At 35.9% G+C, this 26,800-nt stretch carries 23 protein-coding genes; 8 read left to right on the forward strand and 15 right to left on the reverse strand.

Annotated features, from left to right (window positions below; all coding sequences use genetic code 11):
• Positions 1-85: 85 nt before the first annotated feature.
• From J2X31_RS00560 to J2X31_RS00620, 13 genes are all read right to left on the reverse strand, one after another.
• Positions 86-790: a transposase gene (locus tag J2X31_RS00560; protein WP_310023568.1), complete on the reverse strand. Its 705-nt coding sequence runs from the start codon at positions 788-790 to the stop codon at positions 86-88.
• Positions 791-889: 99 nt separating this feature from the next.
• Positions 890-1,426, reverse strand: coding sequence for a hypothetical protein (locus J2X31_RS00565; RefSeq protein WP_310023571.1), 537 nt, complete (start codon positions 1,424-1,426; stop codon positions 890-892).
• A gap of 3 nt (positions 1,427-1,429) precedes the next feature.
• Positions 1,430-1,675 (reverse strand): CYTH domain-containing protein, encoded by a 246-nt coding sequence (locus tag J2X31_RS00570; RefSeq protein ID WP_310023572.1) that lies wholly within the window; start codon positions 1,673-1,675, stop codon positions 1,430-1,432.
• A gap of 51 nt (positions 1,676-1,726) precedes the next feature.
• A complete protein-coding gene (locus J2X31_RS00575; protein ID WP_310023574.1) occupies positions 1,727-2,647 on the reverse strand; it encodes a hypothetical protein in 921 nt (306 codons plus the stop codon).
• Positions 2,648-2,706: 59 nt separating this feature from the next.
• The gene (locus tag J2X31_RS00580) at positions 2,707-5,241 is read right to left on the reverse strand and encodes a DEAD/DEAH box helicase (RefSeq protein WP_310023576.1); all 2,535 of its coding nucleotides are present in this window, start codon (positions 5,239-5,241) and stop codon (positions 2,707-2,709) included.
• Positions 5,238-6,125 carry a HamA C-terminal domain-containing protein gene (locus J2X31_RS00585; protein ID WP_310023577.1) on the reverse strand — a complete coding sequence of 296 codons (888 nt, stop codon included), beginning with the start codon at positions 6,123-6,125 and terminating at the stop codon, positions 5,238-5,240. The genes J2X31_RS00580 and J2X31_RS00585 overlap by 4 nt, the downstream gene beginning before the upstream one ends.
• A 35-nt stretch (positions 6,126-6,160) precedes the next feature.
• Positions 6,161-9,349, reverse strand: coding sequence for a type ISP restriction/modification enzyme (locus J2X31_RS00590; protein WP_310023578.1), 3,189 nt, complete (start codon positions 9,347-9,349; stop codon positions 6,161-6,163).
• Positions 9,350-9,716: 367 nt separating this feature from the next.
• The gene (locus J2X31_RS00595) at positions 9,717-10,358 is read right to left on the reverse strand and encodes a DUF6266 family protein (protein ID WP_310023579.1); all 642 of its coding nucleotides are present in this window, start codon (positions 10,356-10,358) and stop codon (positions 9,717-9,719) included.
• A 407-nt stretch (positions 10,359-10,765) separates the two neighbouring features.
• A complete protein-coding gene (locus J2X31_RS00600) occupies positions 10,766-11,032 on the reverse strand; it encodes a helix-turn-helix domain-containing protein (RefSeq protein WP_310023580.1) in 267 nt (88 codons plus the stop codon).
• Between the two features lie 258 nt (positions 11,033-11,290).
• Positions 11,291-12,526, reverse strand: a complete 1,236-nt coding sequence (locus tag J2X31_RS00605; RefSeq protein ID WP_310023581.1) for a hypothetical protein — start codon at positions 12,524-12,526, stop codon at positions 11,291-11,293.
• An 11-nt stretch (positions 12,527-12,537) separates the two neighbouring features.
• A complete protein-coding gene (locus J2X31_RS00610) occupies positions 12,538-13,017 on the reverse strand; it encodes a hypothetical protein (protein WP_310023582.1) in 480 nt (159 codons plus the stop codon).
• A 54-nt stretch (positions 13,018-13,071) separates the two neighbouring features.
• On the reverse strand, positions 13,072-14,277 hold the full coding sequence (locus J2X31_RS00615; protein ID WP_310023583.1) for an amidohydrolase family protein: 1,206 nt from the start codon (positions 14,275-14,277) through the stop codon (positions 13,072-13,074).
• A 6-nt stretch (positions 14,278-14,283) separates the two neighbouring features.
• Positions 14,284-15,324, reverse strand: a complete 1,041-nt coding sequence (locus tag J2X31_RS00620; RefSeq protein ID WP_310023584.1) for a hypothetical protein — start codon at positions 15,322-15,324, stop codon at positions 14,284-14,286.
• Positions 15,325-15,909: 585 nt separating this feature from the next.
• On the opposite strand from J2X31_RS00620, the gene J2X31_RS00625 reads away from it, so the two are divergent.
• The 8 genes from J2X31_RS00625 to rimO all read left to right on the forward strand — a co-directional run bounded on the left by J2X31_RS00625 (position 15,910) and on the right by rimO (position 24,622).
• The gene (locus J2X31_RS00625) at positions 15,910-16,191 is read left to right on the forward strand and encodes a hypothetical protein (protein WP_310023585.1); all 282 of its coding nucleotides are present in this window, start codon (positions 15,910-15,912) and stop codon (positions 16,189-16,191) included.
• A gap of 106 nt (positions 16,192-16,297) precedes the next feature.
• Positions 16,298-18,145: a right-handed parallel beta-helix repeat-containing protein gene (locus tag J2X31_RS00630; RefSeq protein WP_310023586.1), complete on the forward strand. Its 1,848-nt coding sequence runs from the start codon at positions 16,298-16,300 to the stop codon at positions 18,143-18,145.
• A gap of 1 nt (position 18,146) precedes the next feature.
• A complete protein-coding gene (locus J2X31_RS00635) occupies positions 18,147-19,736 on the forward strand; it encodes a T9SS type A sorting domain-containing protein (RefSeq protein WP_310023588.1) in 1,590 nt (529 codons plus the stop codon).
• A gap of 611 nt (positions 19,737-20,347) precedes the next feature.
• The gene (locus J2X31_RS00640) at positions 20,348-21,049 is read left to right on the forward strand and encodes a hypothetical protein (protein WP_310023589.1); all 702 of its coding nucleotides are present in this window, start codon (positions 20,348-20,350) and stop codon (positions 21,047-21,049) included.
• Positions 21,050-21,157: 108 nt separating this feature from the next.
• Positions 21,158-21,784: a hypothetical protein gene (locus tag J2X31_RS00645; RefSeq protein ID WP_310023591.1), complete on the forward strand. Its 627-nt coding sequence runs from the start codon at positions 21,158-21,160 to the stop codon at positions 21,782-21,784.
• On the forward strand, positions 21,774-22,553 hold the full coding sequence (locus tag J2X31_RS00650) for a sensor histidine kinase (RefSeq protein ID WP_310023594.1): 780 nt from the start codon (positions 21,774-21,776) through the stop codon (positions 22,551-22,553). The genes J2X31_RS00645 and J2X31_RS00650 overlap by 11 nt, the downstream gene beginning before the upstream one ends.
• Before the next feature lies 1 nt (position 22,554).
• Positions 22,555-23,214 carry a response regulator gene (locus J2X31_RS00655; protein WP_310023595.1) on the forward strand — a complete coding sequence of 220 codons (660 nt, stop codon included), beginning with the start codon at positions 22,555-22,557 and terminating at the stop codon, positions 23,212-23,214.
• Positions 23,215-23,302: 88 nt separating this feature from the next.
• A complete protein-coding gene (gene rimO, locus J2X31_RS00660) occupies positions 23,303-24,622 on the forward strand; it encodes a 30S ribosomal protein S12 methylthiotransferase RimO (RefSeq protein WP_310023596.1) in 1,320 nt (439 codons plus the stop codon).
• Positions 24,623-24,764: 142 nt separating this feature from the next.
• Here the strand turns inward: rimO and J2X31_RS00665 are convergent, their stop codons facing one another.
• On the reverse strand, positions 24,765-26,279 hold the full coding sequence (locus tag J2X31_RS00665) for a carboxypeptidase-like regulatory domain-containing protein (RefSeq protein WP_310023597.1): 1,515 nt from the start codon (positions 26,277-26,279) through the stop codon (positions 24,765-24,767).
• Between the two features lie 134 nt (positions 26,280-26,413).
• Entirely contained in the window at positions 26,414-26,785 is a 372-nt protein-coding gene (locus J2X31_RS00670) for a VOC family protein (RefSeq protein WP_310024199.1), read from the reverse strand.
• Positions 26,786-26,800: the final 15 nt, after the last annotated feature.

Below are 26,800 nucleotides of genomic sequence, written 5' to 3' on the forward strand. Positions count from 1 at the left end.
TTTCAGTCGCAGTTTTCAGTCGCAGTATTCAGTTGCAGTTGGTAGTCAGTTTTTAATCTTTTAATCTTTTCAATCTTTCAATCTTTTAACTATGGGAGAATTTATCCCCTTTCCATTTTGCAGGATTGCTTGCTATATAATTTGAAATATGTTCGTATGCCTCCTCATTTCGGATGATGATTTCATAATAATTCCGTTGCCATACTTTACCATTGAAGGGCTTCCATCCTAGTGATTTTACACCGCGGATATATTCATTTGTAGACATTGTTTTGAACCATTGCACCACCCGATATAAGGGAGAAGCCGCGTGCTCGCCTAAAATAGCTTTGCTATTATTATTCTCGGCATTGCTTAATTTATGGGAATCTCGCAGCGGCAGCGGCGGTAGTACGGGCGAACCTGCGTGTTCGCCCTTATTGCAATCGCCTTGGGGATTGCCTTCTTGGGGATTGCCTTGGCAATCTTCAAAATCGGGACCGACACGTAGGTCGGCCCCTACCGATGACGCAAAAACACCCGTATTTTCAATAATACAATGAAAATGATTCGGCATCACCACCATCGAATGGCATTTTATATCTGGAAATTTATGTTCCAATTCATAATACCACCGTTGCACCATTTCCCCTGCTTCATTCAATATCATTTTGCCTTCTCGAATTACTCCAAACAAATGGGCTCTGTCCTGACAACAAATCGTAATGAAATACAAACCTTCTTGGCTGTAATCATATCCTTTTAACCGGATGGAACGGCGGTGGTGTTTGTTTGGGTTGTAGTTGTTCATTTTGGATTCTGTCTTACTACCTCCCTATATTCTGCACTAAATTTATATGCAGAAGGTTCAGCGTTAGATTGTCATTAATGCTGTAAGATATAAATGCTTTCATAAAATTACTTTTTTAATTATTTCTTTATTATTTATCTTCATCAATAAATTCTCAAAGATTTCTTCAGCAGTTTCCTTTGCCCCAACACAATTACTAAAATGAATCTCATTTTGAAACCTAGGCCATTCATTAGTTTCACTTCTAATCAAATACACTAATTCTCCTTCAACAGCCTCTATAAAATCACGTTTCAAATCATAGCTTTCATCAAAAACTACCACCAATACATCTAATGTTCGAGCTTTATTTAGTTCCTTGTTGAGCCATTTATAACCTTGATACCCTCTCCTCGCTTGACTATTTTTAACTTTATAATTAAAAGCTGTACAACCCCTTTGAAATCGCTTTAAAACAGAACTTCCAGCTTCTCCAACATATAAAATTTCTTGATTACTATGCACTATGTAAACCTTTCTTCTCTCTCTTTTCAATGCCTCGCCTATAATAGGACTTAAACGTATAAAAGCTGTATTTTCCAATTGATCTAAAATAGTAAGCTGGTAATTTTCAAATAGTAAATCTTGAGAATTCATTAATTAATTGTTTTTAATTTTTATTTTATCATCTCCTACTATTTCAAATAAATAAGAATAGCTATTATCAGCCTTTGTACTTCTGAGCATAACTTGCGTAGATAAATCAATACCACCTTTCCGATCAGGATAAAGATTTCGCTTTTCTATAAAATCAGCTATTTCTTTAAAACTTGCCGTAAAGTTTTCTTTATTAATATTGATTAAAGCGATTACAATTGCTTCATGAAGTGATAATTGGTTTTTCATGTTTTTTCCAAATTTCAAAAACTTACACTAGTCTATATCTTGAAAAGATAATTAATTTAGTAAATTAGTAATCTCGGCTAACCAAGTATTTCTATGAACAATTCTCGCAATTTGCATATCTTGTCTCAATATCTCTGCTTTTGATAATTGACTGACTAATTCCCAATTGTTACCTAAAATATAAGTTGCATTATTTGGATAGACACTTTCCAAAATAAAAATATTTTTATTAGGAAAACCAAAAATCCAATAACCAGTAAATCCAGATGTACCAACAGCAATAAAATTAGGAGTAAAGTTATTTACCTCTTGAATTCTATACTTAATCACTCTACTATTCCTATTTCTTACTACTGATAAACTTTGATTTATATGTTCTTCTATTTCTTCAAAAGGATACTCTCCCGGAGGTAAAACAGACCAATTTTTTCTAATGACCTCTGGAAGCTGAATTGCATCAAGATCTTCTGTAAGCATCATACATTCTCCAAACAATTCAAAAAAAAGATTAAAAAGATGCTTGGCCTTAATCGAATTTTCTTCTGTTTTTAATATTCGAGAGGAAAGAATCATTTTTTGACCGTCAACTTCTACTATCGAAAGTTCTTCGCTTGGTGGTGCAATAAACTCTACTTGATACCTTTGATAGGGTACATCTCTCACTTCTTCAATTTCTTCAAATTGTCCCCCACCAATAAACTGCTTCCATTTCCACATCACCTGGCGATATGCAGTTTCTTTTTCCAAATGTTTTTGCTTATCGTTTCTTCCTTCTGCATTAAATCTTGATACAGGACCAATAACTCTTGGAAGAATAGTTTCTCCAAGTTCTAAATTCTGTGAAAAACCAATTCTAGTAAGAGTTTTAGCAAATCTATTGATTTCCGAAACACCTATATAAAATTCGGTTTCATCTTCTATAAGATGCCAATACAATTCTACATTCCTAATTCTTTTCTTTGTGATTATCATATTTAAAGCATTAAATTAAACTTTGAGTCTTTGAGTGAAGGCTAATTATAAAAAGTTTCTTAAAGTAAGTGTTTTAATTGAATAGCATTCCAAAAATTTATATTTTCAATATTTTCTTTAATAATTCTTTTCAAAAATGAGTCGGTTATATCATTGTCTCTTATATTTAAATTATCAAATAATGTTTTGCTTAAAATTAATGCCACCTCTCGGGGAATGTTTAAGCTAATTAGCTGTAAGGTTAAAGATTTATATGCTCCCATCTCCATACAACTTAAAATATTGGAATCAGGATTTTTAATTGAGTAGAAGGGTTTCAGCATTGATGTTAAATCAAAACATATGCTCTTTTGAATATCGTCTATTTTTTTATCTATATTATCAGCATTGTTGAAATAATCTCCACTTAATATGTTTGTAAGTGGCTTTTCCTTCATCCAATTAATTACAGTATAGAAAAATGTTACTGGTAATTCATTTTGGATATTAAAATATTTACTGTAATAAATGGGATATTCTATTCGGATCTTGTTCACTAAATTGTATAAGTCATTGCTTAAGCTATTACTATTAATATCTGTGGGAATTTTATAGATGTCAATGTTGATGTAAATATTGTTTATCATTAAAGGATCCACATATCTGTTTTTTAGACATATTTTAATTGGAACCCTTAATTCTTTATCGAGCTCATTTTTTATAGAAATTATATCTATCTTGTTCAAATTAATGCCAACTGAATTTAACCTTTCTAGACAATTTATACCATGTTTTAAGATATTATAGCGGATATATGTTATTATAAATTTTCCTTCATTTCCTATATCTTCCTTTAAATCTTCATTGCTTCTGTTGTTGAAAACAGCATCAGTTATTACGGATTTATTTTCATTAAAAATTTTTCCATATCCTGTTTTTAAGTCTTTATTTTCATCTTGGAATAATTCGCCTTGTTTTTTTATTTCATCATCAAATGCATTTTCATCCAACACGAATGTTCTGCCAATAAAATCTTTTAACAATCTTCCTGCTCGTCCTCTCAAATTAGAAATCTCATAGTTAGTTAACTTCTGCATTATACCTTTGTACTTCTTTGTTGAAAGATATCCATTTCTCATAATAACATTTTGTGCAGGTAAGTTAACTCCTTGCATTAATGTGGTTGTACAAACAATATTTTTAATCATTTTTTCCTTAATTGCATATTCCAAAACATTTCTTATATGGGAGGGTACTTTTCCATGGTGGTAAGCGATACTATATTCTAATGTCGTACATAAGTCATAATTTGGATGAACGGTATCAGATACATAGTTTATTAAACTTTTTAATTTAATGCTATTATTAATGCTCAACTGCTTTTTAGTAAGATCAATGGCTATTTTTCTTGCAGTCCCTGAGGTTGGTGAGAAAATAATATTTTTACTATCAGAACCTATTTGAGTTAAAAAATTACTTAAATATGACAAATATTTATCATCATATTGTGAGCCTCCTATTTTTAAATAATTTGTATTAATAATCTCAATAATTGAATAATCTTTTTTTATTTGAGAATATTGCTTTAAATAATATTTGCTCCCTTTTTTAGAAATACTGTATGTGAAATTTGTAACCGGAGATGAAACTGCACTAATTTCATTTGAATTTTTTTCATTAAAAATATCAAATCCCATATTCTTCAGTCCAGACACTCTTGGCCCACTAAAAATAATTAAATCGGGATTATAGCTAAAACTAAGCTCTACTAAACTATCAAATAATATTTTAGATCTCTCATCTTCTTTATTTTCTATCCGTTCTATATTTTGGATTTCATCTACAATGAAAGAATTGACATTTCCGAAAGGTTTATCATTTTCATTATAAGCTGAAATTGCTCTTTCAGGAGTTAAGACATAAATAATTTTATTATTTTTATCCTTTTTAAAGTTCGTAAGTATCTCATAGTCATTAAGACCATATTTATTTAGATTAATATGAAAATCATTGACAACCTGATTAATCAAACTTAAGGTTGGAACTATATAAACAATATTCCCACCTACTGCAATTATATTATCAATACATCTTAAAAGAATTATAAACGACTTTCCCGCAGAAGTAGGTGCCGATATACCTAAAAATTTAGATTCTTTACTTTTATTCCAAACCTCTCTTTGGAAGTCAGTTAGCAAATAAACTCTATTTTTTATTACAATTTCGTTATTTAATTGGTTTATAGTAGTGTTTATTTGACTAATAAAACTATTTAATGGAGTAAATGTATTTGATTCGTTATCAAAATTTTCATCAACCATAATTGCGGAAGGAGCAAAACCAATTCGAGATAAGACAATAACCAAAAAATCGTTCAATCCAGTCCAATGTTTTTCCTTATAAGTATACAAGATAGAGGACAACACTATAACTAATTGCTTTGATTCATCATCTTTATTTCTTGAATAGTAATCAATCATTCCAATAGCTTTATATAATCGTTCGTCTGTGATTGCTATCGTAGTCTGTTTAACCAATTGTAATTTAATGGCTATTGATTTATGTTCGATATCCAATAGATAATTAATCAGCTCTCTATGTTTTTCCAATATCATACGGATCCAACTTTAGATTGAAATGTGTCTAATAAAATGTCTAATTCCCAAATTGGAAATACTATATAATTTATTCTAGTTAATAAAGCCTCGTTTATTACCTTGAATTTATCCTTATCAAAATCTTTACATCGATTTTTTATAATTACTTTTATTGCTTCTTTGATACTCTTTTCATCACTTCCTGAAATTTTATTAGTTTCGCTATACGCGACCATACATACTAATTCAAATTTTACATTTTTTAATTCGTTATTTTTGTAAGCTTTTACAATAGCTTCTAACTCTTCTTCTAAAAAGTCGTCATATAAATATAAATCCAATTCTTTATCTAGAACATTAAATGTATTTACAATGCTATTCAATGATGTTTCAAATGCTTTATTGAAAGAATAATCAGTCTTATAGCATTTTGACTCACCTAATATAAAAATATTATTATCTCCATCTTTTTTATAATGTATAGCATCAGCACCAAATCTCTCATGCCCTGTTGAAGTTGTTATCCTCTGTTTTCTTAAAACAGGAACAGCTTTATAATAATGCTGAATCAGATTAAACAATAAAAGCTCACCAAACTGACCCTGGGGATGTCCTTTTCTGAATTTTTTATAAGCTTGACTGGTGACAAAATTTATTGCATTTCCTAAATCCTTTGTTTCTTCAAACCTCTTATCAAGCAAATCTTTAGATTTAGTATTGTTATATACCCAACTAACTACTGTATTGATTAACTCTGATAAAAAGTCATCTTTTCTTTCCTTTAAATCAGTATAATTAATTGACAGACCGTAATGATCTTTTGTGGGAAGTGTTTCCAAATCTTCATAGAACCAATAAATGTGATTTACTAATTTTTCAGTGTTAGTCAAATATTTTTCCATAATTGTAATTTAATTTTAATTATTGGATTTGTGATTTATAAAGTTATCCCATCAATCTCCCCCATAATCCTCCCAGTCTCACTCAAAGCCACAATCATCTTCTGATAATGTAAAATATCCTCATAGCTTAATTCACGACCTTTTCGATCCTTCAACCACTTTTGAGCAGGCTGATAACCTCCAATATAAAAGTTCCAAACGTTCTCTGGTACACCTTTAAAATATTGAGTGTCGTTGATGTAAACGTTTAAAAGTACCGACTCAATATCTGTGATTGCTTCATTCTTCGCAATGACTTTGCCTACAACATTATCCCCATCCTCCGGATATTGAGTAATATACTGTTCCACAATGTCACTTTCAAGCAAGTGAATTTGACGTAACTGACTACCCAAACCTACCAAGTCAATAAACTCCCTCTTATTTTTAGGGTAAGGAACACGCGGAAAATCAATCTTTAAAAACTCTTTGTATTTTTCTCTGTAGCTTGGCGAGTGCAATACAGCATAAATATAATCCAGAATATCAATTGGTGTCAGCTGGTTAGTTTCTTCTGTTTGTATGGAGTAATCCGCCTTTTCAGGTGCAAACTCCATCCCTAAATCAGTAGCTATTTTGTTGACAATTTCCATGTTTAAATTTGGGGTGCGAATTACTTCATTTAGTAAACTTTGTTGTGTTGTGGTTTCTGGATAAATGTAAAGAGGGAATACATAGCCACCACCTCTATAAAATACATTGTAATCTGACAAGGTATTTGTACAAAAAATTAGATTCCATTGCATGTGTCCAATAACTTGACCTTGTCTTCCTAAAATCAATCCATTATTATCTTTTTCGTTTAAATGAATCATTGCTTTTTGAGCAGGACGACTTATAATTATTGGATCATAATATGTCCATTGTGAATCAAATGGCCGATAAATAGTTTTTTTAATAAATTTTGAATCAAATAATTTATTCTTAATTACCGATGTTATTTTGTAACTGCCAGAATCATAAATATTGTACTGATCAGTAAATGATTTATTAAAATCATTAGATAGTAAAGTATTAAACCTATTTTGTAAATTGTCTTTATTAGAATCATAAAACAAACTATCTCTGTCAGTTTTAATGCCTGAATTAGAATTAATAAATAAATCATTAACTTCAAATCCATATCTATAATTCTCTTCTTCAGAAAAGTCTTTTTTTACAAAAAAGAAGTATGGTTTAATTGGGTCTAAAGTAATCCAATCAATTTTATTAATATGGTTTTCGTTTAAAAAATTGTACTTTTCTATTCTTTTACCATATTGCTCAAAGTATTTAATAGTAGCTAATTCTTTATTAGTTTTTTTTCCTGTTTTTACAAAAATGTTAATACTAACACCTTGTTGAATGTCAAACACATTTTCATCATTTGTAGCTACTAAATTTATTTCTTTAAGTTTTGAGAATCCGTGTAAGTCTAAAATGTAAATTTTGTCAAAACTTTCTAATAGATTTTTTCTCATCTGACGATGTGTAACACCATCAATAAAACTATTATTAGAAATGTAGGCCAAAATTCCACTTCCATTTTTATCAATAAAATGCTGTCCAAAACGAGTGAATTTTATGTAATCATCATCAAGATTTATTTTTCTTTCGTTTAAATCTTTTTTATAATCCTTAATTAAATTTTGAATCCATTCACTTTTATTAGAACTACTCACACTATAAGGCGGATTCCCCATTACCACCATAACAGGAGCATCACGCTTTATAGCATTAGCCTGATCCGCTTCATCCGAAAGCCAAGAACTAAAAAGTGTCTGTGTGTCAGGGTGTGCTTCCTCTAAACTATTCGTCAGGAATATTCTAAATCGTTGGTCGTCGGTAGGTTTATAGCCTGTTTCGGTCAACAGCATATCCATCTTTAAGTGTGCCATGGCATAACTCGCCATCAGCAACTCAAAACCATTCAATCTCGGTATCAAGTCGTTGGTGACATATTTGCTCCAAATGCCTTGCTGTCCTTCAAATTTTTTATGAATGTGTCGCACCACTTCTGCCAAGAATGTTCCTGTCCCAGTAGCAGGGTCTAGTATTTGTACTTTATGTACTTCCACTTCTGTCTCCACTTCCTTAATCTTGGCATTCTTGCCCAAGGTTTGTGTCACCGCCTTTTTCTTAATCTTAATCTTGCTGGTGTTGGCTAAACCGTCTTTTAAGTCAAACTCTGTTTTCAAGATATCATCAACTGCTCGAACTATAAAATTAACCACAGGTTGTGGCGTGTACCAAACTCCTCGTGCTTTCCTTAAAGCAGGATTGTACTCGCCCAAAAAGGTTTCATAGAAATGCACCACAGGGTCTTCCTGCTTGGTGCTCTTTCCAAAGTTTTTCATAATCTTGGCAACATCACTGGCCAAGAATATCGAAACCAATTCCTCTACAATCCACACCAAACGGCTGTCCAAATCATAGCCTGCAATGTCTTGAAAAAGCTTTCGCAAGAAAGGATTACTCTTCGGAATCAATTCTGCAGCTTCTTGTCTGGAAAAAGTTGGCAAAGTAGGGTCATGATAACGTGCGGCAAACATACCATAAGCAATAGTTTGAGCATAGATATCAGCAAATGATTTATTGTCTATATCATGAATCAGCATTTGCTGAAACGATAACATTTGGCTCTTTATGCTCGAACGTATTTGGTTTGCATCGTCATTGTTCAAAGATTTCTCTATTACATCCGCCATTAATTTGGCTTTTCCCGCCATCATTTGTGCCAACTTGGTAGGCGACTTGATGGTTTGTGTAACTTGAACCGTGAAGTTTTTAATAAGTTCAGTAAACGTATTGAAATTATCGGGTAGTGCAACTATTTGATTGTTTTCTAATTTTGCAACGGCAACTTTAGTAACAAGATTTCCATCTTTATAGAAATGAAAATCCATATAATCTGTAAAAATCAAATTACTTAAACCTGCTTTATAGCGGTCAAATTGTTCTTTAAATGATTTACTATTTAATTCAAAACCAATATCTTTTGCTTCCACATAACCCACAGGAACATCTTTTCTAGTAAAAACATAATCAGGTGCTCCACAAGCCACTCGTGCTGGCTCATTGGTTACCAATACGTCTGGAACAATAGCCATAAACAAGTTTTGCAAGTCTCCCCTATAACTATGTTCTCGTGCATTACCTGTTTGGTAAAGAATATTTAATTTGGATATATACTGTTGTAAGGTCATTAAAATTTTTAACATTTGATTAATAGTCAAACTTACCTAAAAAAATCCACTTAACATATTTTCTTATTTAGTAATTTTAACATCTGCTGTAGAAATAATCTATTAGTCGTTGGTAAATGTAGATAATGCTAAAACAGCATTTTTACGGTTTTCCACATTCCCAAAAACTTTTTTTTTACACTCACACAATTTCCAACATTCCCCCACACCCCACAATAGGTAAAACCCTATTTTTTGATGTAAGATGGGAGTTCGAAGTTGGGAGTTGGGAGAAGCTTCAAAAAAAAAAAACAGTTATGAAGTTATTCCGCAAATCAGCCTCTCAACCAAAAAAAGCCCCAAGTTTCCTTGAGGCTGATCCATCCGATTAAAGAACCTTAATCGTTCCCAGATAATTGCTTGTGGCATATCGCTTTTCATCAGTGGAAACAAAGGCTATCCAGCAATGTACTTCCATTCCTATCAGAGAATCGTGCACTTGCAATTCGCCCTGTTCGTCAGCACGAAGCCCCACCTTAAAGAACATCTCCGATGTTTTATTTAACGGGTCATACACCACGGCAACCAATTCATCATCGGCCTTTGCGGTTGCCTGTCCCGAATTATTTTTCCATTCCAAACGAATAATACCACCGGCTTCTGCCGTTGCAACAGGTACAGCAACGCCCAAGAGTTCGCCCTTGCTGATTTGCACCTTTGGATAAACCATCTCCCACTCCGCACCATTGTAGGTCACGGCTTCCTTCATGTGATAGGACATCGCCATATTACGCTTGGAACGATCGCCCGATTTTTGCCCAAAATAACGTCCCATCATAGGCGTTAAGGGAGTGAGAAAAGCCGTTACAAAAGCAAATTTCTGACGTTGCCTCAATTGCACTTCCGTTGGTTCCTTTTTCGATTTCTTGGGCAAGCTTCGCAACACGTCCTTACCTCGCCAATTTGCCCCCACAACGGGTCCTACCTTACCTGAAAAAGCACCTAAAATCCCTTTGTTGTATGTTCCCATAGTTTTATTTTTTTATAGGGTTACTTAATACGACCCGGCCACTACAGCCGAATTCAAAACGAAAATAGAACGCCTTTTTTAAAACACCTAGCTTGTGAAAAAATAGAACGGTATTGACTAAAAGTGAAGTACTTTGAAATAATCTGACCGATATTGACCGATGCTGACTGGTTGTGAAACCTTGTGCTTTAGAGTATGCCCAGGGTGTTGTTTTTACCCCTTTTCTTCGGGTCATGTTCGGGTGTTGTTCGTACGTTCTTCGCAAAACACACCCTTTTTGCGAAGAACATACGAACAAGTGTCGAAGAACACTCGAAGAAAACCCTATAAAAGGGTGTAAAAATGAGGTTTGAAAAAGGTGTTATTTTAGCAAAAAAAACCGCCAACTTTCGTAGGCGGTTCCGGTACTAATCATTTTCAGATTTTGACAATCGATCCAGACATTTTTGCAGGAAAGTCGTGTTGAAATACGATTTGGGGTAACAGATCTTGCCTCGAAGTTTTTGATAAGGCAATTCTTGATCTCTTCGCATTCGGTAGAGGGTGCTTTCGCTGGTGTTAAACATTCTTTTTAAATCGGAATTGTCGTAATACTCTTCGTCCTTGATACCTCTTTTTTTACTTGATGATACACTTTTAGAACGACCTTGCTGTTTTTTTCTTTCGTTTTGCATTTGGCGTTTATTATTAATTAAAATACAACATTATAACTTATTTTAACAAAATTTAGTATGTATTAGTGAAAATTTATTAAATTACACAAACAACGCCATTCTATTAACTTTTGCACTCTATTAAACATTAACCGTCACATTAAAACAAAAAAAAGACCTTAGAACCAGTTTTGGTTTAAGGTCTTTGAAAATTGCAGGATATAACTACTTATCGGAAAGGTAGCTTCTCCTGATTTATTTTTTTAATACTTACTCTACTTATTTTGTATCGTTTTTGACACTATCTCCAAAACCGATAATAAAGTTTAAGGCGGCGACAAGGTTGTCCTCTTTTATGAAAGTGTTGTCGAAATCTTTACCAAAACTAAAGGTAACTACTTGATTACTCCCAAAATCGTAGGAAGCATTGGCAACTAATCTCCAACTCGAATCCACTAGGTCACTGTCTAAAACACTTCTGTAAAGTCCTTCCGCACTTAGGGAAAGTTGTTGCTTTTTTAGTGTTTTATAAACAACCCTTACTCCGCCATCAAGAGAAGAAATATTTTCTGTGTCCAATAATCCAGTATCATCTGCCAAGATTTTATCGGGCTGGTACAAATATCGGGCAACCCCTAATATATCCAACGAATTATGGATGAAGCCACCTGTTAGCCAAGCTCCTGACTTGCTCAACTGACTTCTGTTAAAAGTCTCATCCTTAAAATCAATTACGGATCCTAAGGCAAAATCTAGGAATGGTCCGCTTCTTTTGAATTCTAAAGACTTTGCCTTTTCACTTACCTTATCCTCTAACTGTCGTTTTGTGTCTTTTTGTTCTGTAGATAAATGTATTGTCTCTTTAGATAATTCTATTTTTCGTTTTTGTTCAAGATTTACTATTTCCGAAAGTTTTGCTTTTTCCTCTGACTCTGACAAACCCTGTGATAAGATTTCTTTTTTTAGTTCTTTATACTTAATAAGCAAAGAATCTTTTTGTTCTCTTTCCTTTTGCCTTGCAAAGTCAAAATCTAAAACTTTTTCTTGGGCATTGTACAATTCTTTTAAATTAATAAGTGTAGTGTCGGTAAATGCAGGTCTAATGATGGAGAATTTTAATCCCATACCCAGCTTCGTGAGTTTTGGAACTGCTGCGATATCATCGTTTATTTCATTTGCCACCCCGAGCGAAATTAAAAAGGTCTGCTTAAAAACATTTTTAAATTCTTTATCTCCTAATTCCTTTGTGGTCATAGAGTTTTTACTAAAAAGCGTAAAGGGTAAAAATTCCATTGCATAATTATTGGGTATCGAGCTAAAGTCACTTGTTGCATTCTGAATAGAAACTGCAAAAGAGGTTATATCCGTAGGCTGATCAATAGAACTTGGAGAAATGCCAAGCAAATTAAAAGCTGGCGATGAAGGAGCTTTTAAACCATCAAACTTAATTTCTTCTTGTGCTTGAGCTGTCAGACAAACAACATTGAGAAACGCAATAAGTATTGTTTTTTTCATGGTACACGATTTTAATAAAAGAAGAGGGTTAGTTTTAGAGAGACGCTATCACCAACATTTTGTAATGTCACTTGATTCGCAATTGGAAACTTGATAGTTGATTTTCCTCCTTTGATGACCAGCGAAGCTTTGAAATCAAATGGTAACGAAGGACTGGAAAGATTTGTCGTGGTGATATAAGAAAACACAGAAAGCGTCTTACCTCGCAGGTTCGTATTCTTTTCGATGAAACAATTATCGATGGAGCCATTTTCTGCAGGAAGGATTAATTCGCTTTCTAAATAAGCTTTTGTTGTAGTTGCTACTCCTACGTTTTGGAATGACAATGAAAAAGTGACTTTCTTTTCCGAAGCGGGAACTATCTTATAAAGATCGTCAAGATAGATTTCATTCCCTTCTGTGGCAAGGGTTGTAAATGAATTTAAAGTTGATACGGCTTTTAAAAGCTTATCAACCTTCAGTTTATCGATTTTGGGGGTGTCTTTATCCATGACTTTTAGTTTTTATTTCGCCTACTCTATCTTCCCTTTTCGGCTACCTGGTCGTTATGTTCTGCTTAGATACTTCCAATTGTTATCGGACATCATCTTTAATAGATATTGCTTGAGTTCCTTTTCTCCGGTGCTGATGGCTTCCATCTCGGTGAATTCCTTCTGGATCATAAAATAGTCGGTTCCAAAGAGCATTCGTTCTGCATTTGCCTTACCCGATTGGAGGTCGTTGTAGAGGATTTTCATACTGGAACTGTCGCTCAACGAATACGAAATATCAGCGTATGTGTTGGGATAGGGTGCAAGTATGTTTTCTAGAATAAAGCCGTACCACGATTGTGCATTTTCTTCCAATTGGTGGGATTTGGTATGGATGCTTAATTGCTTGCTGTTCTTGTTGTCCTTTCCCAAGATTTCTACATCGCCACCCAGATGGGCAATGCACAGTTTGAGCGTTGGGTATTTGTCGAGAACCGGAATATAATTGGACGGATGTGAAAACAGGTTGCATACCCTTCCGTTGGATCTAAAAAACTTGTCGGTGCTCTTTTTGTAGGCTTGAATCCGCTTATTAATGGCTAGCATTTCGGGATGGTCGGGATTTAAGGAGGGTGGAACATCCGGAATCAGTTGCCAAACATCCTTGCCGATGAAATAACTTCCTCCTCTTGTGCAATGTGTCATGATGGGAATGTTATGGGCTACTGCATATTGGTACATGGCATCCAAACGAGGGTCAAACGGAAAGAATCCATTGGCAGGATACAGCTTTATGCCTGAAAAGGTGTGGTTTTCAAAAAGCGATTTGAATTCTTTCAAGGTCACGGTTTCCGGATTTCTTGGGTCGATGCCATAGAAGGGAAATATCTTGTCAGGATAGGTCTTCTTTAGCTGTACCATCTCGTGAATCTGCGATTTGAAATCCTGATTGGGCTTATTCTTGGTGTCCGTCATATAATCCATATCCAGTGTCAGGGGGATGAATTTCATGTCGGAATACTGGGTTCGTTTGTAGCCGTCCAGCAGGTATTCCAATACTTGCTCTTGGCTGGCCATGACACCTATCTTTAGAAACTGGAGCATCTTGTTGGGAATCAGGTAGCCCATCTTAACGATGATCCAGGCAACGGGCTTGGTCTGGAACAGCCATTTTAGAAAACTTGAAATTCCGTCTCCCAGGGCAACCCCGACCTGCAAGAAGTCTTTTGGCGCACACTGTCCGTTGAAAATATGTACGTGGGTGTTGAATGTATTTTTCATAGTCGTTTAATTGGGTTTAATTCCTGATCTTCTTACATTGATGGCCTTTACCATTACCTCAAACCAGAAGGGTGCTCCAAAACTCAAGGCAAGCGTTGAAATAATTATACCGCAGAGCCACCAGAAAACGGAAGAAAAGCTGCTGAAAATATTCACAAAGCTTTTAGCGCCGTAGTAGCCTATGGGGATGGCATTCTGCTCCAGTTCCCGCAAAACCAATTCGGTCTTTTTATAGGCTTCCAGTACAGATTCTACATTATTGCTGTTGGCATTTGAGGTAAAATCTTTTTGATTTTCCGTAGGATAGGCCAAGGCTTCGTATTTTACATTGTCAATTGCATTGACTTGTAGTTCTTCTTGGACAATGCGTTCTGCCATTGCCATCACTTTTTTTCGGACTTCATCGTCGCTGTTTATTTTTTTGATGATGGTGATAGAGTCCAGATTGAAACCAACAGCAACCATAAAACTGATGATGTACAAGGACGATCGGGTTTTCATCTTATACCAGCCGCTTACACGCTCCATATAATCATCGAACCATACTTTAATATTGGATTTCAACTCGCTGTAGCTTTCTGCCTTTTCATAATAAAACCTCAACTGATTTTTAAGCGGACTGTAGTTCATTGCTTTGAGGCCTTCTCCAAATCGTGCGAAAGGATCCGTGATACGGTTTTCGGTCAATTTCACCTCAAAAGGCTCTTCTGATTTCATTGCTTCAAAGGGATTGTCAAAAGAAATGCGGTCCGACTGCGATCCAATTATATCAATCAACGCATCAGCAAACATCTCGGAAGAAATGTATTGGGGATAGGAATTTTTTCCTTTCTTTAGCTTGTCAATCGTGTGATGCGAATAGAGCGTGGCTCCGTAGCTCTGGTTGACAGGATCCTCCAAAAGCTTTAGAATGGTTTCGTGAAGAAACTTTCCCCTTTTCTTGGTTTGATAGGAATACCATTCAAAAACCACTGAAACCAAGGAACTGAACAGAAAATAAAACAGCCCCATGGCTATTAGAATCTCAAGTATTTTTGATATTTCCATAAATGATAAGAATTAAAACCTACTATTGCAGTATTGGCACTAACAAAATTGGTGAAAAAAAAGCTTTAAAAAATCCCTACAAATGGTTATTTTAAGTTCCTAACAAAAACATAACATTCTGAAATTGTGACTTGTATGCCACTGATGATTAGCCAAAAAAGCGTTATATAGTGCTATTTTTTTTAGTTAGACAAGGATACAGCTGTTGTAGCCTTCCGAAAAGATCGGTATCAACAGCAAAAAAAACTACTTAATATTCTGATTATTAAAATTTTAAGCTTATATAAAATTACAAAAAAAACAAACATTATGACAACTAGTGAAACACCTATAAAAAAATAGGGTTTTCCCTACATGATGACTTATGATAAAGTACAATCCTTGTAATGAACCAAAAAAACCAGCAAAGATGAAAAAAATGATATTCCTTCTTCTGATAGCAAGCATCAGTGCTTCGTTTAGCATTCCTATTAAAAAACAACCCCTCAGGAAGAAAAGAAGCAGAACCTGAACCTGCTGCTGATTCGATATCAACTTGCTAGATAGACCGCCCCCTTTATAAACAATTGAAACAAAATTCCAAGAATGAAGAGAATAAAAATTCTTATTTTGTTGCTTTTGATCTTGATCATAAGTGCCATAATATGTTATGAATGTTGTGACCAGCAAGACCCTGAAGGCTGTGAACAACTGGAAATGCACGGATTTGTTTCGTCGTTGGAGCAAGTCTATTCGGCTTCGATAAATCGTGAGGAAAGGATGCTATATATCCTGTTTAATTTTACGACCAATTGGAAGACGTATGAGAAAGTTATTGGTTTCATCCAGCAAAAATGCAAGGGCAGGCCTTATCTGACTATTTTGTAATTTACAGAAACTGCTAGAGAAACAATTGGAGTACAGCAAATAAATCATTCAAATTATTAGATTAATTCATAAAAAAAAGTATTTTTACAAAAAATCTTACCTTTTGATGAAAAAAATACTTCTGCTATTCTTGATTGTTCCTTTTTCGTTGTGGTCCCAACTCAATGGAAACTACACAATAGGAACTAATGCCGGCAATTATGCCACCCTCGCCGAAGCAATAACAGCACTTGAAACGCAAGGTGTTTCGGGTCCTGTAGTTTTTAACTTTCAACCCGGAAGTTACAGTTCCTTTCAGTTTATGCTCGGAAATGTAGCAGGAACGTCGGCAACCAATACGATTACGTTTCAGTCGGAAAATTTGAATGCGGAGAGTGTGACCATCACTGGTGGACCATGGGTTGTAAATGCCCATCATTGCATCTTTAAATACTTAAAATTCAATCCGTATCATTTTAGCACCCCTTCCAATAGCCATGTATTTAATCTTAACGGCAACTTTATACAAGTACGTAATTGTACTTTTACAAATGCCTTTGGAGGCTATTATATGGAAGTGTTAGGTGACAATATGACCATTGCTGACAATTTGTTTTCTGGCAGTCCCGGTCGCTGCATCTACCGGGCAAATTATGCATCTCCAATTGCAAATCTGGTAATATCAGGCAATAATTTTCCTTATGCCGGGACGAATGCGATTGAAGTTAACAGGGGAAGTAATTTGACCATCACCAACAATACATTTGGAACTGCTGTCAACAGCAGTATAGCGGCATTGATCTGTGAAGGAAACCTGACTGTCAGCTTTAATAAAATTCAAAATCCACAAGCGAACAATACAGGTAGTTTCAGTACCGCTGCCGTAAGACTTAGTGCTGCACCAGGAGACCATACAGCAACGGTGTATAATAATTTCATCAACTCACAGCATCAGAACCTCTACATCTCCTATTTTAAAAACGTGAGGGTATCCCATAATAATTTTAAATCGACCCACAACTGCCTGCTGATTGACAAGGAATACAATTCGACAGCCGCGCTTTCCTATCAGGTTCGGAACAATGTATTCTGCTCCTCTGGCAAACAAGATATTGCTGTGATGGACAACATTCCTCTTTCGGTTTACAGTTCTAGCTACAATGCTTTTAAAAACGACATCAAGACCGTACGTTACATGTATGTAGACAATCCGAATCTGGAAAAATATTACACCTTTCCGCAATGGAAGAGCTTCAGCAACAAGGAAGCAAACAGCAAGGTGGTGGGCTATGTCTATAATTCGGATACTGATTTGCATACCCAAAATGCCTCTATGCTAAACAACAGCGGGGTAGCTATTGCAACCATAACGACAGATATTGACGGACAGACACGAAACGCTATTCCTGACATCGGTGCTGATGAATTTGATATGGATTTTTCAACTTACGTTGACATAGAGTTGCTTGAAATAGTAACGCCAACACTTGCAGGGTGTGAAAATGGTGACGTTATTTTAGCCATAAAGAACAATGGAGCAACTATAGTCAACACGCTCGATATCAAAACCACTATAAACGATTTTGCAGGAACTCCTGTGACCGCTACAACCCTAATCAATCCTTCGGAAACAGCACAAGTTGTGGTTCCGAATTGCATCATTGGCGACAACACCTTCTATACCAAGCTGAATTTTATTGTTTCCAATCCAAACAATACCAATGATAATAATTTTTCAAACGACAGCAAGACCGTGAGCAATATCTTAAAATTAGGGGATTTTGAGATTACGGTAGAAAAAGATAATTGTGGTGCCTATAAATCGTTGAGTGTTCCTAAAATTCAAACCGCTACAGTACTTTGGTCAACAGGTGCTACTACACAAAAGATTGCAATCACTCAAGGGGGTACCTATTCGGTTACTTTTACAAATGCACAGGGTTGCCTGCTCACAAAATCCATAACACTCAATTAAGATGAAACGTTCACTATACATCACGCTACTATCCTTTCTTCTCTGCACAGTTACGACCGAGGCCCAGACATGTGATTTTTATATGGATTCGGCCCGCTCTGGAAACAACATCCTTTTGGCAACAAGGCAGAATACAGTGGGTAATACCATTGGAAAAGTAGTACTCACCAAACTGGATGCTTCGGGTTCTGAGATTTGGGCTGTTGCCTACAACCAATCCGATGAAGTAAAAAAAGTTATCCTCCATGAGGACGGGAGTAATTTCTGCTTTCTTGAAATCCACTATTATAATGGCATGCATATTAGCAAGATTGATATGCAAACAGGAGCCTTACTCTGGCAATCACAACAATTCTTAAAATCTACCCTATACAGCGATGTAGTAAGGGTACTGGTACGTAAGTCTGAAATCATACTAATTTGTTCTAATCTTACGGAGGTGAACAACATTTCGGGTGGCCATTTGATTTATAAGATCAGCAAAGGTGCAGCACCAGTTACGGAACTCATACACCAATGGTCAGGAACTTTCTTAGGCAATCTGGTACAAGATTCAAAAGAAAATATAATATATGGATATGCCTATAATTTCAATCAGACTGTCGTACCACACATACGAAAAATCAACGGTTATAATTTTGATGCACCAATGTGGGACAAAGAATACAATACTACCATTTCGCCAAACTTAATGGAACTGGACGAGTTGCTAATGGATGCACAGGACAACCTTTATCTGGTTAGTGGTGCTGATGATATTGATGTCTTTAAGGTAGATTCCAACAACGGCAACCAAATTTGGGGATTGAATAGTGTGAACTCCAGCGTTTACGGCAGCAGGATGGCTTACGCTAAATTTTATGATGGCCATCTCTATATGAGTTTAGAGCATACTACCGTTGGGGCTTCAACAAGTTATTTTGCTGTAAAGAAAATCAATACTGAAACCGGAACACAGGCATGGACGGGAACTGCCCCTCAAATGACTATCCCACCATTGGGACCAAATTTCCCTAACTATCAAGCGGCCTCACATTTTGACATTGGCTGTGACGGTTCCATCTATGCAACAGGTTATTGTGGATCCTATGGTTATGAAAACGGTGGATGGGCAGTTATGAAGATAAACGGTACAACAGGTGCAAAAATAGCTGAAAAGATAGTGGACAACGATATGCAACTGGATGCACTTAGCAATGGATATGCGGCATTCGTGATGAATGACGAGCCATTGTTTATTGGAAACAAACAAAATGGTTCGGTAGTGGCACGGGCCATTGTAAGGACTGATACCGATTTGAACGATAATGGTATTATGCTTTCCCCTTGTGCTGTTTTATCCGTTGAAGATCTTACAAAATCAAACATTAAACTCTATCCTAATCCTGCAACAGATGTTGTCAACATCTCTTTGGAAGACAACAAGACTATAAAAAGCATCTTGTTGTATGCCGTAGATGGCAGAAAGATGGGATCATGGGAAGATCATCAAAATAATATTACCATAGCCAGTTATCCTACCGGTGTTTATATAATGAAGCTTACCGACAGCGACAACAAGGTTTTTTACAGAAAGATCATCAAGAAATAAGAGCACTTATGGGATGTAAGGTCACCTATCCCCTATTTGAAGCTATAAATTGAAGATTTTATATGCGGTGCAATTACTTTCTAATATTCTGAAAGAAAATTTAGTACAATCAAACGTATAAATTTAAGAAGAAGAAACAATGAAGTAAAAAAGAAGCCTCTTTGCAATCCAGTAAAGCGGCTTCTTTTTTAAGCTTTTATAACAATAGCAACTTAATTCTTAATCCGCTTGACAGCATACCTCTTTTTGTTGTCTGAGGTTACTTCACGATATGCATCCCATCGCTTAATCCTGCTTTTTGGCTTATATAATGTCAGCCGTAAAAACCAATCATAAGACAACTAGTGAAACACCTATAAAAAAATAGGGTTTTCCCTATATCAGAATTTATAGAAAAGCATAATCTTTGTAATGAACCAAAAAAAACAGCAAATATGAAAAAAATGATACTCCTTCTTCTGATAGCAAGCATCAGTGCTTCGTTTAGCATTCCTGTTAAAAAAGCAGAGCCTCAGGAAGAAAAGAAGCAGAATCTGAACCTGCTGCTGATTCGATATCAACTTGCTAGATAGACCGCCCCTTTTATAAACAATTGAAACAAAATTCCAAGAATGAAGAGAATAAAAATTCTTATTTTGTTGCTTTTGATCTTGATCATAAGTGCCATAATATGTTATGAATGTTGTGACCAGCAAGACCCTGAAGGCTGTGAACAACTTATTTTTGTGGCCGTGAACAGAATCCCTGAAGATACTTACAACGATTGGCAGATAGACAATCAAGAATACATGTATGATGTTCCCACTCGCGAAAAACAGATTGGCACTGGGGATGGCATCGTAGCTATTGATGCCTCCAAAATTAGAGAGGTTGATTATGCAGCCTGGCTTAGAGAAAATGGCAGTTATATTTTTTTTGAAGCTACCTATCCCTATATCGAATGTGCTCATAACATCAGCAGTGGAAGCATTAGTAATGTTAGCCCCTATATTTCTATGAATTTGTCGCAAATTAAAACCCAGATTGCTAATAATGGAGGTAATTTCACTACTACAAATTACAATAAATACACCACTATAAACATCAGCAGCAGTAACGTCTTGAGCTTCTCTATGACCAATAATTTCCTGTTTGACCAAAACTGTTTTTCTGTTCCTCTTTTTAGAAGCATCGTAGACAAATACAGCCTAAAAAACAGCAGTATTTTTGAGTTTGCAACAGCAAGTGTAAACAACCATAAGATTGTTATTTTCAGGGTAAAAGACACTTCTGGACATTATAATTATTATGATTATTCTCAGATTCCGCCCTGATTGGGAAGTATTTTTACCTTAATTAATTAATTTTTGTAATTTCACGCTTATTTTCTTAACCCCAAAAGAGAACTGCGTGGAATTATGATTCAAACCCTACTACCCTTCATGAACTTTACGCAATTATTGGTGTTTGTTTCCTTTATTGTTGTTTTGATTGCCTACAAACGCAACAACAAACTACACCACATCTTGCTGTCGATACTCTTCGTAAGCCTTACGAGTGAGGTGGCGTGCCTGATTTTTCTCTACCATAAAATCAACATCAGTTTGGTTTATTCCATTACAACCTTGTTTCATCATTCGCTTTGGCTCTTATTGCTGTTCAAGATTACCAAAAGAAAAATGCTCGGAAGGATTGTGATGACGGTATTCCTCACCTATGGCATCATCAACCTGGTGTCGTTTGAAGGGCTTCAAAAATTCAATTACAATACTTTTATCTTTGGTGCCTTCCTCTACCTGATTTTTTTTATTGTTGATAGTTTCTACCGACTCAAAAAGGAAGACTTTGGTTTCTTCCTCTCCAATAATTACATCTTGCTTTTTGCACCCGTACTGTTTTTCTTGGGATTGAGTGTTATCTTTGGGTTTAAGAACCATGAACTATCCGAAACGGTGGTTTTTGGCGATGTACAGCTCTATACCGTCATTGGCTATTTTGTGAACATCGTTTATTATGGGTTGATTAACTTCTATATGTACCGCGAAAAAACACTGCTCTATGAACACTAATTTTGCCTTTGGAATCATTATCGTTGTTTTGTTTGCGAGTCTTGTAGTGCTGTTTTGCGTGCTATTGGGCAAGCTCTACATCAACAAGATTAAAAACTACACCAAGGTGATCTATCAGAAGGATATTGATTTCCAGAAAACCCTCAACACCACTATCATTGAGACACAGGAGCAGGTACTGAACAATATTTCGCAGGATTTGCATGATGATGCCGGACAGCAATTGACCTATATCAATTTCCAAATAGAAAACCTCAAATTGGATTCGCCCCTACTAAAGGAAACACTTGAACCGCTATCACAGTCGGTCAGTAATTTATCAAAATCCATCCGAAGCATCAGCCATTCGCTCAACAACCAATTCATCACCAAACAGAACCTGCTCAAAGTAATAGAAACAGAAGTTGAACGATTGCAGAAAAACCCTTCGATCCATTTTCATTTTTTAAAGACAGATGCCATTGAAAAGACATTTACAACCAATGAAAAAATCGTTATCTACCGTATCTTTCAAGAAATCATCAACAATGCCTTTAAGCATTCTAAAGCAACTGAAATAACCATTACTATTCGAAATAAAAATGGTTTTAGTATGACTATTAGCGATAACGGCAAGGGTTTCGACTATGAATTGGTTAAAGAAAGCACCACTAGCTTGGGGCTAAAAAATATCACTGCTAGAGCCTCTATCATCGATTATGCAATTGAAGTGCAATCGGAACCAGAAAAAGGCACAACCATCATTCTTTCAGAAAACAAGAACATTTAGTATGGATAAAATTACCATCGGCATTATAGACGATCATAAGATTGTCAGACAGGGTTTAAAGGAATTATTGGAAAAAATGGAAACCTATAAAGTAACCCACGAATTTGAAAGCGGAGTTGCTTTTCTTGAAGCCTTGCCATTAGAAAACACACCCGATCTTTTTATCCTGGATTATTCGATGCCCAACATGAACGGCATTGAAGTGCTCAAAAAATTAGAAGCATCAAATAGCGATTATAAAGTACTGCTCCTTACCCAGCATTTTGACGAACAGATCATAGACGATGCCTACCATTATGGAGCCCGAGGTTTTTTGCACAAGAACTGTACGGCTCAGGATTTGAAATCAGCTATCGACAACATCGTGAAGATTGGCTATACCAACGTAACCGAAATCTTGAAACGCATCCGTAACTATGAACATCAACCTGAAAAAAACAGTGAACAATCCATTGTCTTATCCAAACGGGAACTGGAATTCCTGACCTTGGTTTGCGATGAAAGGGAATTTACCTACGATCAGATGGCCGAAATCTTATGCCTTTCTGTCAAATCAATAGAATCATACAGAACAGCCTTGTTTGATCGATTTAGCATTAAATCTAAAGTAGGATTGGTTTTATTTTCTTTTAAACACAAACTCACAGCACCATTCCTGTAATCTTCCAAGTAAAAATTCCCAAATGATTCCGCTTCTAAAAATAAAAGCGTAATTTTGCACGCTCTAAAAATATTTAGACCTTATTACTATGAGAACCAAATCGTTAAAAAAGAACAAGATCAACGTTATTACTTTAGGCTGTTCGAAAAATGTGTATGACAGTGAAGTCCTGATGGGACAACTTCGTGCCAGTGGCAAAGACGTTGAACACGAGGCTCCTGCTGAAACTGAAGGTAATATTATCGTGATCAATACTTGCGGTTTTATTGACAATGCAAAGGCAGAATCGGTAAACATGATTTTGGAATATGCAGACAAGAAAGAACGTGGTTTGGTAGATAAGGTTTTTGTAACCGGATGCTTGTCTGAACGTTACCGCCCGGATTTAGAGAAAGAAATCCCGAATGTGGACCAGTATTTTGGAACTACCGAATTGCCTGGCTTGTTGAAAGCTTTGGGAGCGGATTACAAACATGAATTGTTGGGAGAACGTTTGACGACGACTCCAAAAAACTATGCTTATTTGAAGATTGCCGAAGGTTGTGATAGACCTTGCAGTTTTTGTGCGATTCCGCTGATGAGAGGAAAACACGTTTCGCAATCTATTGAAAAATTGGTGAAGGAAGCCGAAGGTTTGGCTAGAGATGGTGTGAAGGAATTGATTTTGATTGCTCAAGATTTAACCTATTATGGTTTGGATTTATACAAGAAACGTAATCTTGGCGAGTTGCTGGAAGCTTTGGTAAAAGTGGAAGGCATCGAGTGGATCCGTTTGCACTATGCTTTCCCGTCGGGCTTTCCGATGGATGTTTTGGAGATCATGAAACGTGAGCCAAAGATTTGCAATTACATTGATATTCCGTTGCAACATATTTCGGATAACATCTTGAAATCGATGCGTCGTGGAACTACTCAAGAGAAAACTACAAAATTATTAAGAGAGTTCCGTGAAGCTGTTCCGGGAATTGCCATCAGAACCACCTTGATCGTAGGTTATCCAGGCGAAACTCAAGAAGATTTCAACATCTTGAAAGACTGGGTTCAGGAAATGAAATTCGACAGGATGGGTTGTTTTGCTTATTCTCACGAAGAAAACACACATGCCTATTTATTGGAAGATGATGTTCCTGCCGATGTAAAACAAGCTCGTGCAAACGAAATAATGGAATTGCAATCGCAGATTTCTTGGGATTTGAATCAGGAAAAAGTGGGAAAAGTTTTCAGATGCATCATCGACAGAAAAGAAGGCGGTCATTTTGTTGGAAGAACCGAATTTGACAGTCCGGATGTGGATAATGAAGTGTTGATTGATGCTTCGAAACAGTATTTAAAAACCGGTGAGTTTGTAGATATCAAAATTATAGAAGCTACGGAGTTTGACCTTTATGGGGAGGCTGTTGTAGCATAATAAATTAAAAAGAGCTTCAAATTGAAGCTCTTTTTTTGTATAAACCATTAAGGTATTAAGGCTCATTAAGCTTTGTGTTTACTTAATGAGCCTTAATACCTTAATGGTTCATTTCTTTTTTAAAAAAGTTATACGTTAAAAACTACTCCTCCACAACCTTAAACTGCTTCATTTCCTCCAACGGTTCGATGGCGGTATAATCTTTCCAGATTTTTGGGTCATAGCGTTTGAGCTTGATGTATTCAAATTCTTTTTCTTTAACCTCTTCAAGTGCACTCGTTTCGATATTTGCTTGTGTTATATTCAAGAACTCCACTTTTTCGGTCATGTTCCCTTCTACTTTTATATCAACGGCCACCACATCCTTATCTTCATTAGTAAGCTCAATGAATTTTAGCGGACGGTTTAAGTAAAAATACTGACCTGTTTCACTAGATGCATACTGCAAATGATAGCCTTCTCCCGAAGCATTTTGCTTATAAATAACCGTTCCGTTGCTGACGTTTTCTGAAGCCTTGATACCCAAAAGCCATTTTACATTCAAACCTCCCAATGTTTTTCCTTTTGCTAAATTATAATCGGCCCTTAGCACAGCGAAATCCTTTTCAGAGATGTAAAGCTTGCCGGTGTATTTTGCTTTGCTTTTCTTCGGCTTAAAGCCAACAACATACGCAAACTCATTTTGTGCAGAATAAACGGCTCCTTCATAAGTATACTCATAAAGATCGGTTTGGTTGGCAAAATTCAATCGGCTTCCCAGAACATCATTTTGAGCAAGGGTTGAATATAAATTTGATTTTGCCGAACCCAATTCAGTTCTCTTCTCTTTCTTTTTCTTCTTTTTGTTGTAATCTTTTCGCAACGAAATCGTGTCGCGGGAACCAAACCATCCACTCTTGATACGGTAATACTTTGTAGTATCAAGATGTTTCAAGAAAATATTCGCAGCCATCTTCTCCATATTGTCTATGGAAACTGCACGGTTTTCATCCTTGAGCTTGGTGGCTTTCACCACCTCTAACTTATTAGTAAAAACAGGCTTTTCTTTCCCGGTAACCGTTCCGCTATAGTAATTAGCCAAGACATCGGTAAATTCTTGTGGCGGATTGTTCATTAGTTTTGAGGTAAAGCTAGCCACATCTGCATTCGCATCCTTTAAAGCCTTTTTTGAGAATCCTGTTGATTTTGTAATTTCAATATCGAGTTTTTTAGGCTTGAACGTACCAAAATCACGCATAAAGAACGTCTTTTTCATCGCATCCGGGCTCACTCCGTGGTTCTTTTTGATGTTCTCTTTTACCTTTGCCATAATTGCATCTGCGTTTGGCTTTATTTTATTCACATCTACATCATCAAGTTCAAAAACACCGGGTTGCAACTTTACAATATTGCTTTGTTTTTTTAATGTGCCAATGGTGAGTTGCTGGCTAATATACCCCAGATAGGAAACCATCAATACCGAGGCATCATTGTTCTTCCCTGAAATACTAAAAAAACCCTCTTCATTACTGATAAGGTTTTCGGCACCCGAAATAGCGATGTTGGCATACGGAATACTTTCGCCTGTATTGACATCCACTATTTTTCCGGTAATGTTTTGAGAAAATCCTGCAAGTTGAAGCAGGAGGACAGTTAAGATTAGTAGTGATTTGTTCATTGGATTTGGTGTTTTTTGATTACTGAACTATAGTTTTTATTAGAAGACGAATTTATTTATAAAAACGTTGCATCAAGAAAAAATTTTTTGCAACCACGTCTTTACTCTTCCGAAAAAGCTTTCCAAACAAGTATCTATCGATGCTGATCAATCAAAATCATGTTTCCGTCGGGGTCGGTCAGCATCACGCTTGCAGGTCCGGCAGTCTTTTCGTCGGCTTCGGCTGTGAGCTTGATGTTCTTGCTTTTTAGCTGTTTTTGGATTTCCCTGACATCATCAAACTTCTCGATGTTTTTTGCATTCTCGTCCCACCCTGGATTGAAGGTGAGGATATTGCCTTCAAACATGCCTTGAAAAAGCCCGATGAGTGTACTTTCATTTTTCATAATGAGATAGTTTTGCTCCATTCCGCCGGCAAAAACCTTGAAACCAAGATTTTCATAAAACTCTTTTGAAACCTTGAGGTCTTTGACACTCAAGCTTACTGAAAATGCTCCTAATTTCATATCGTTGTTTGTGTT

The organism is Flavobacterium arsenatis (assembly GCF_031456785.1).
Classification (GTDB): domain Bacteria; phylum Bacteroidota; class Bacteroidia; order Flavobacteriales; family Flavobacteriaceae; genus Flavobacterium; species Flavobacterium arsenatis.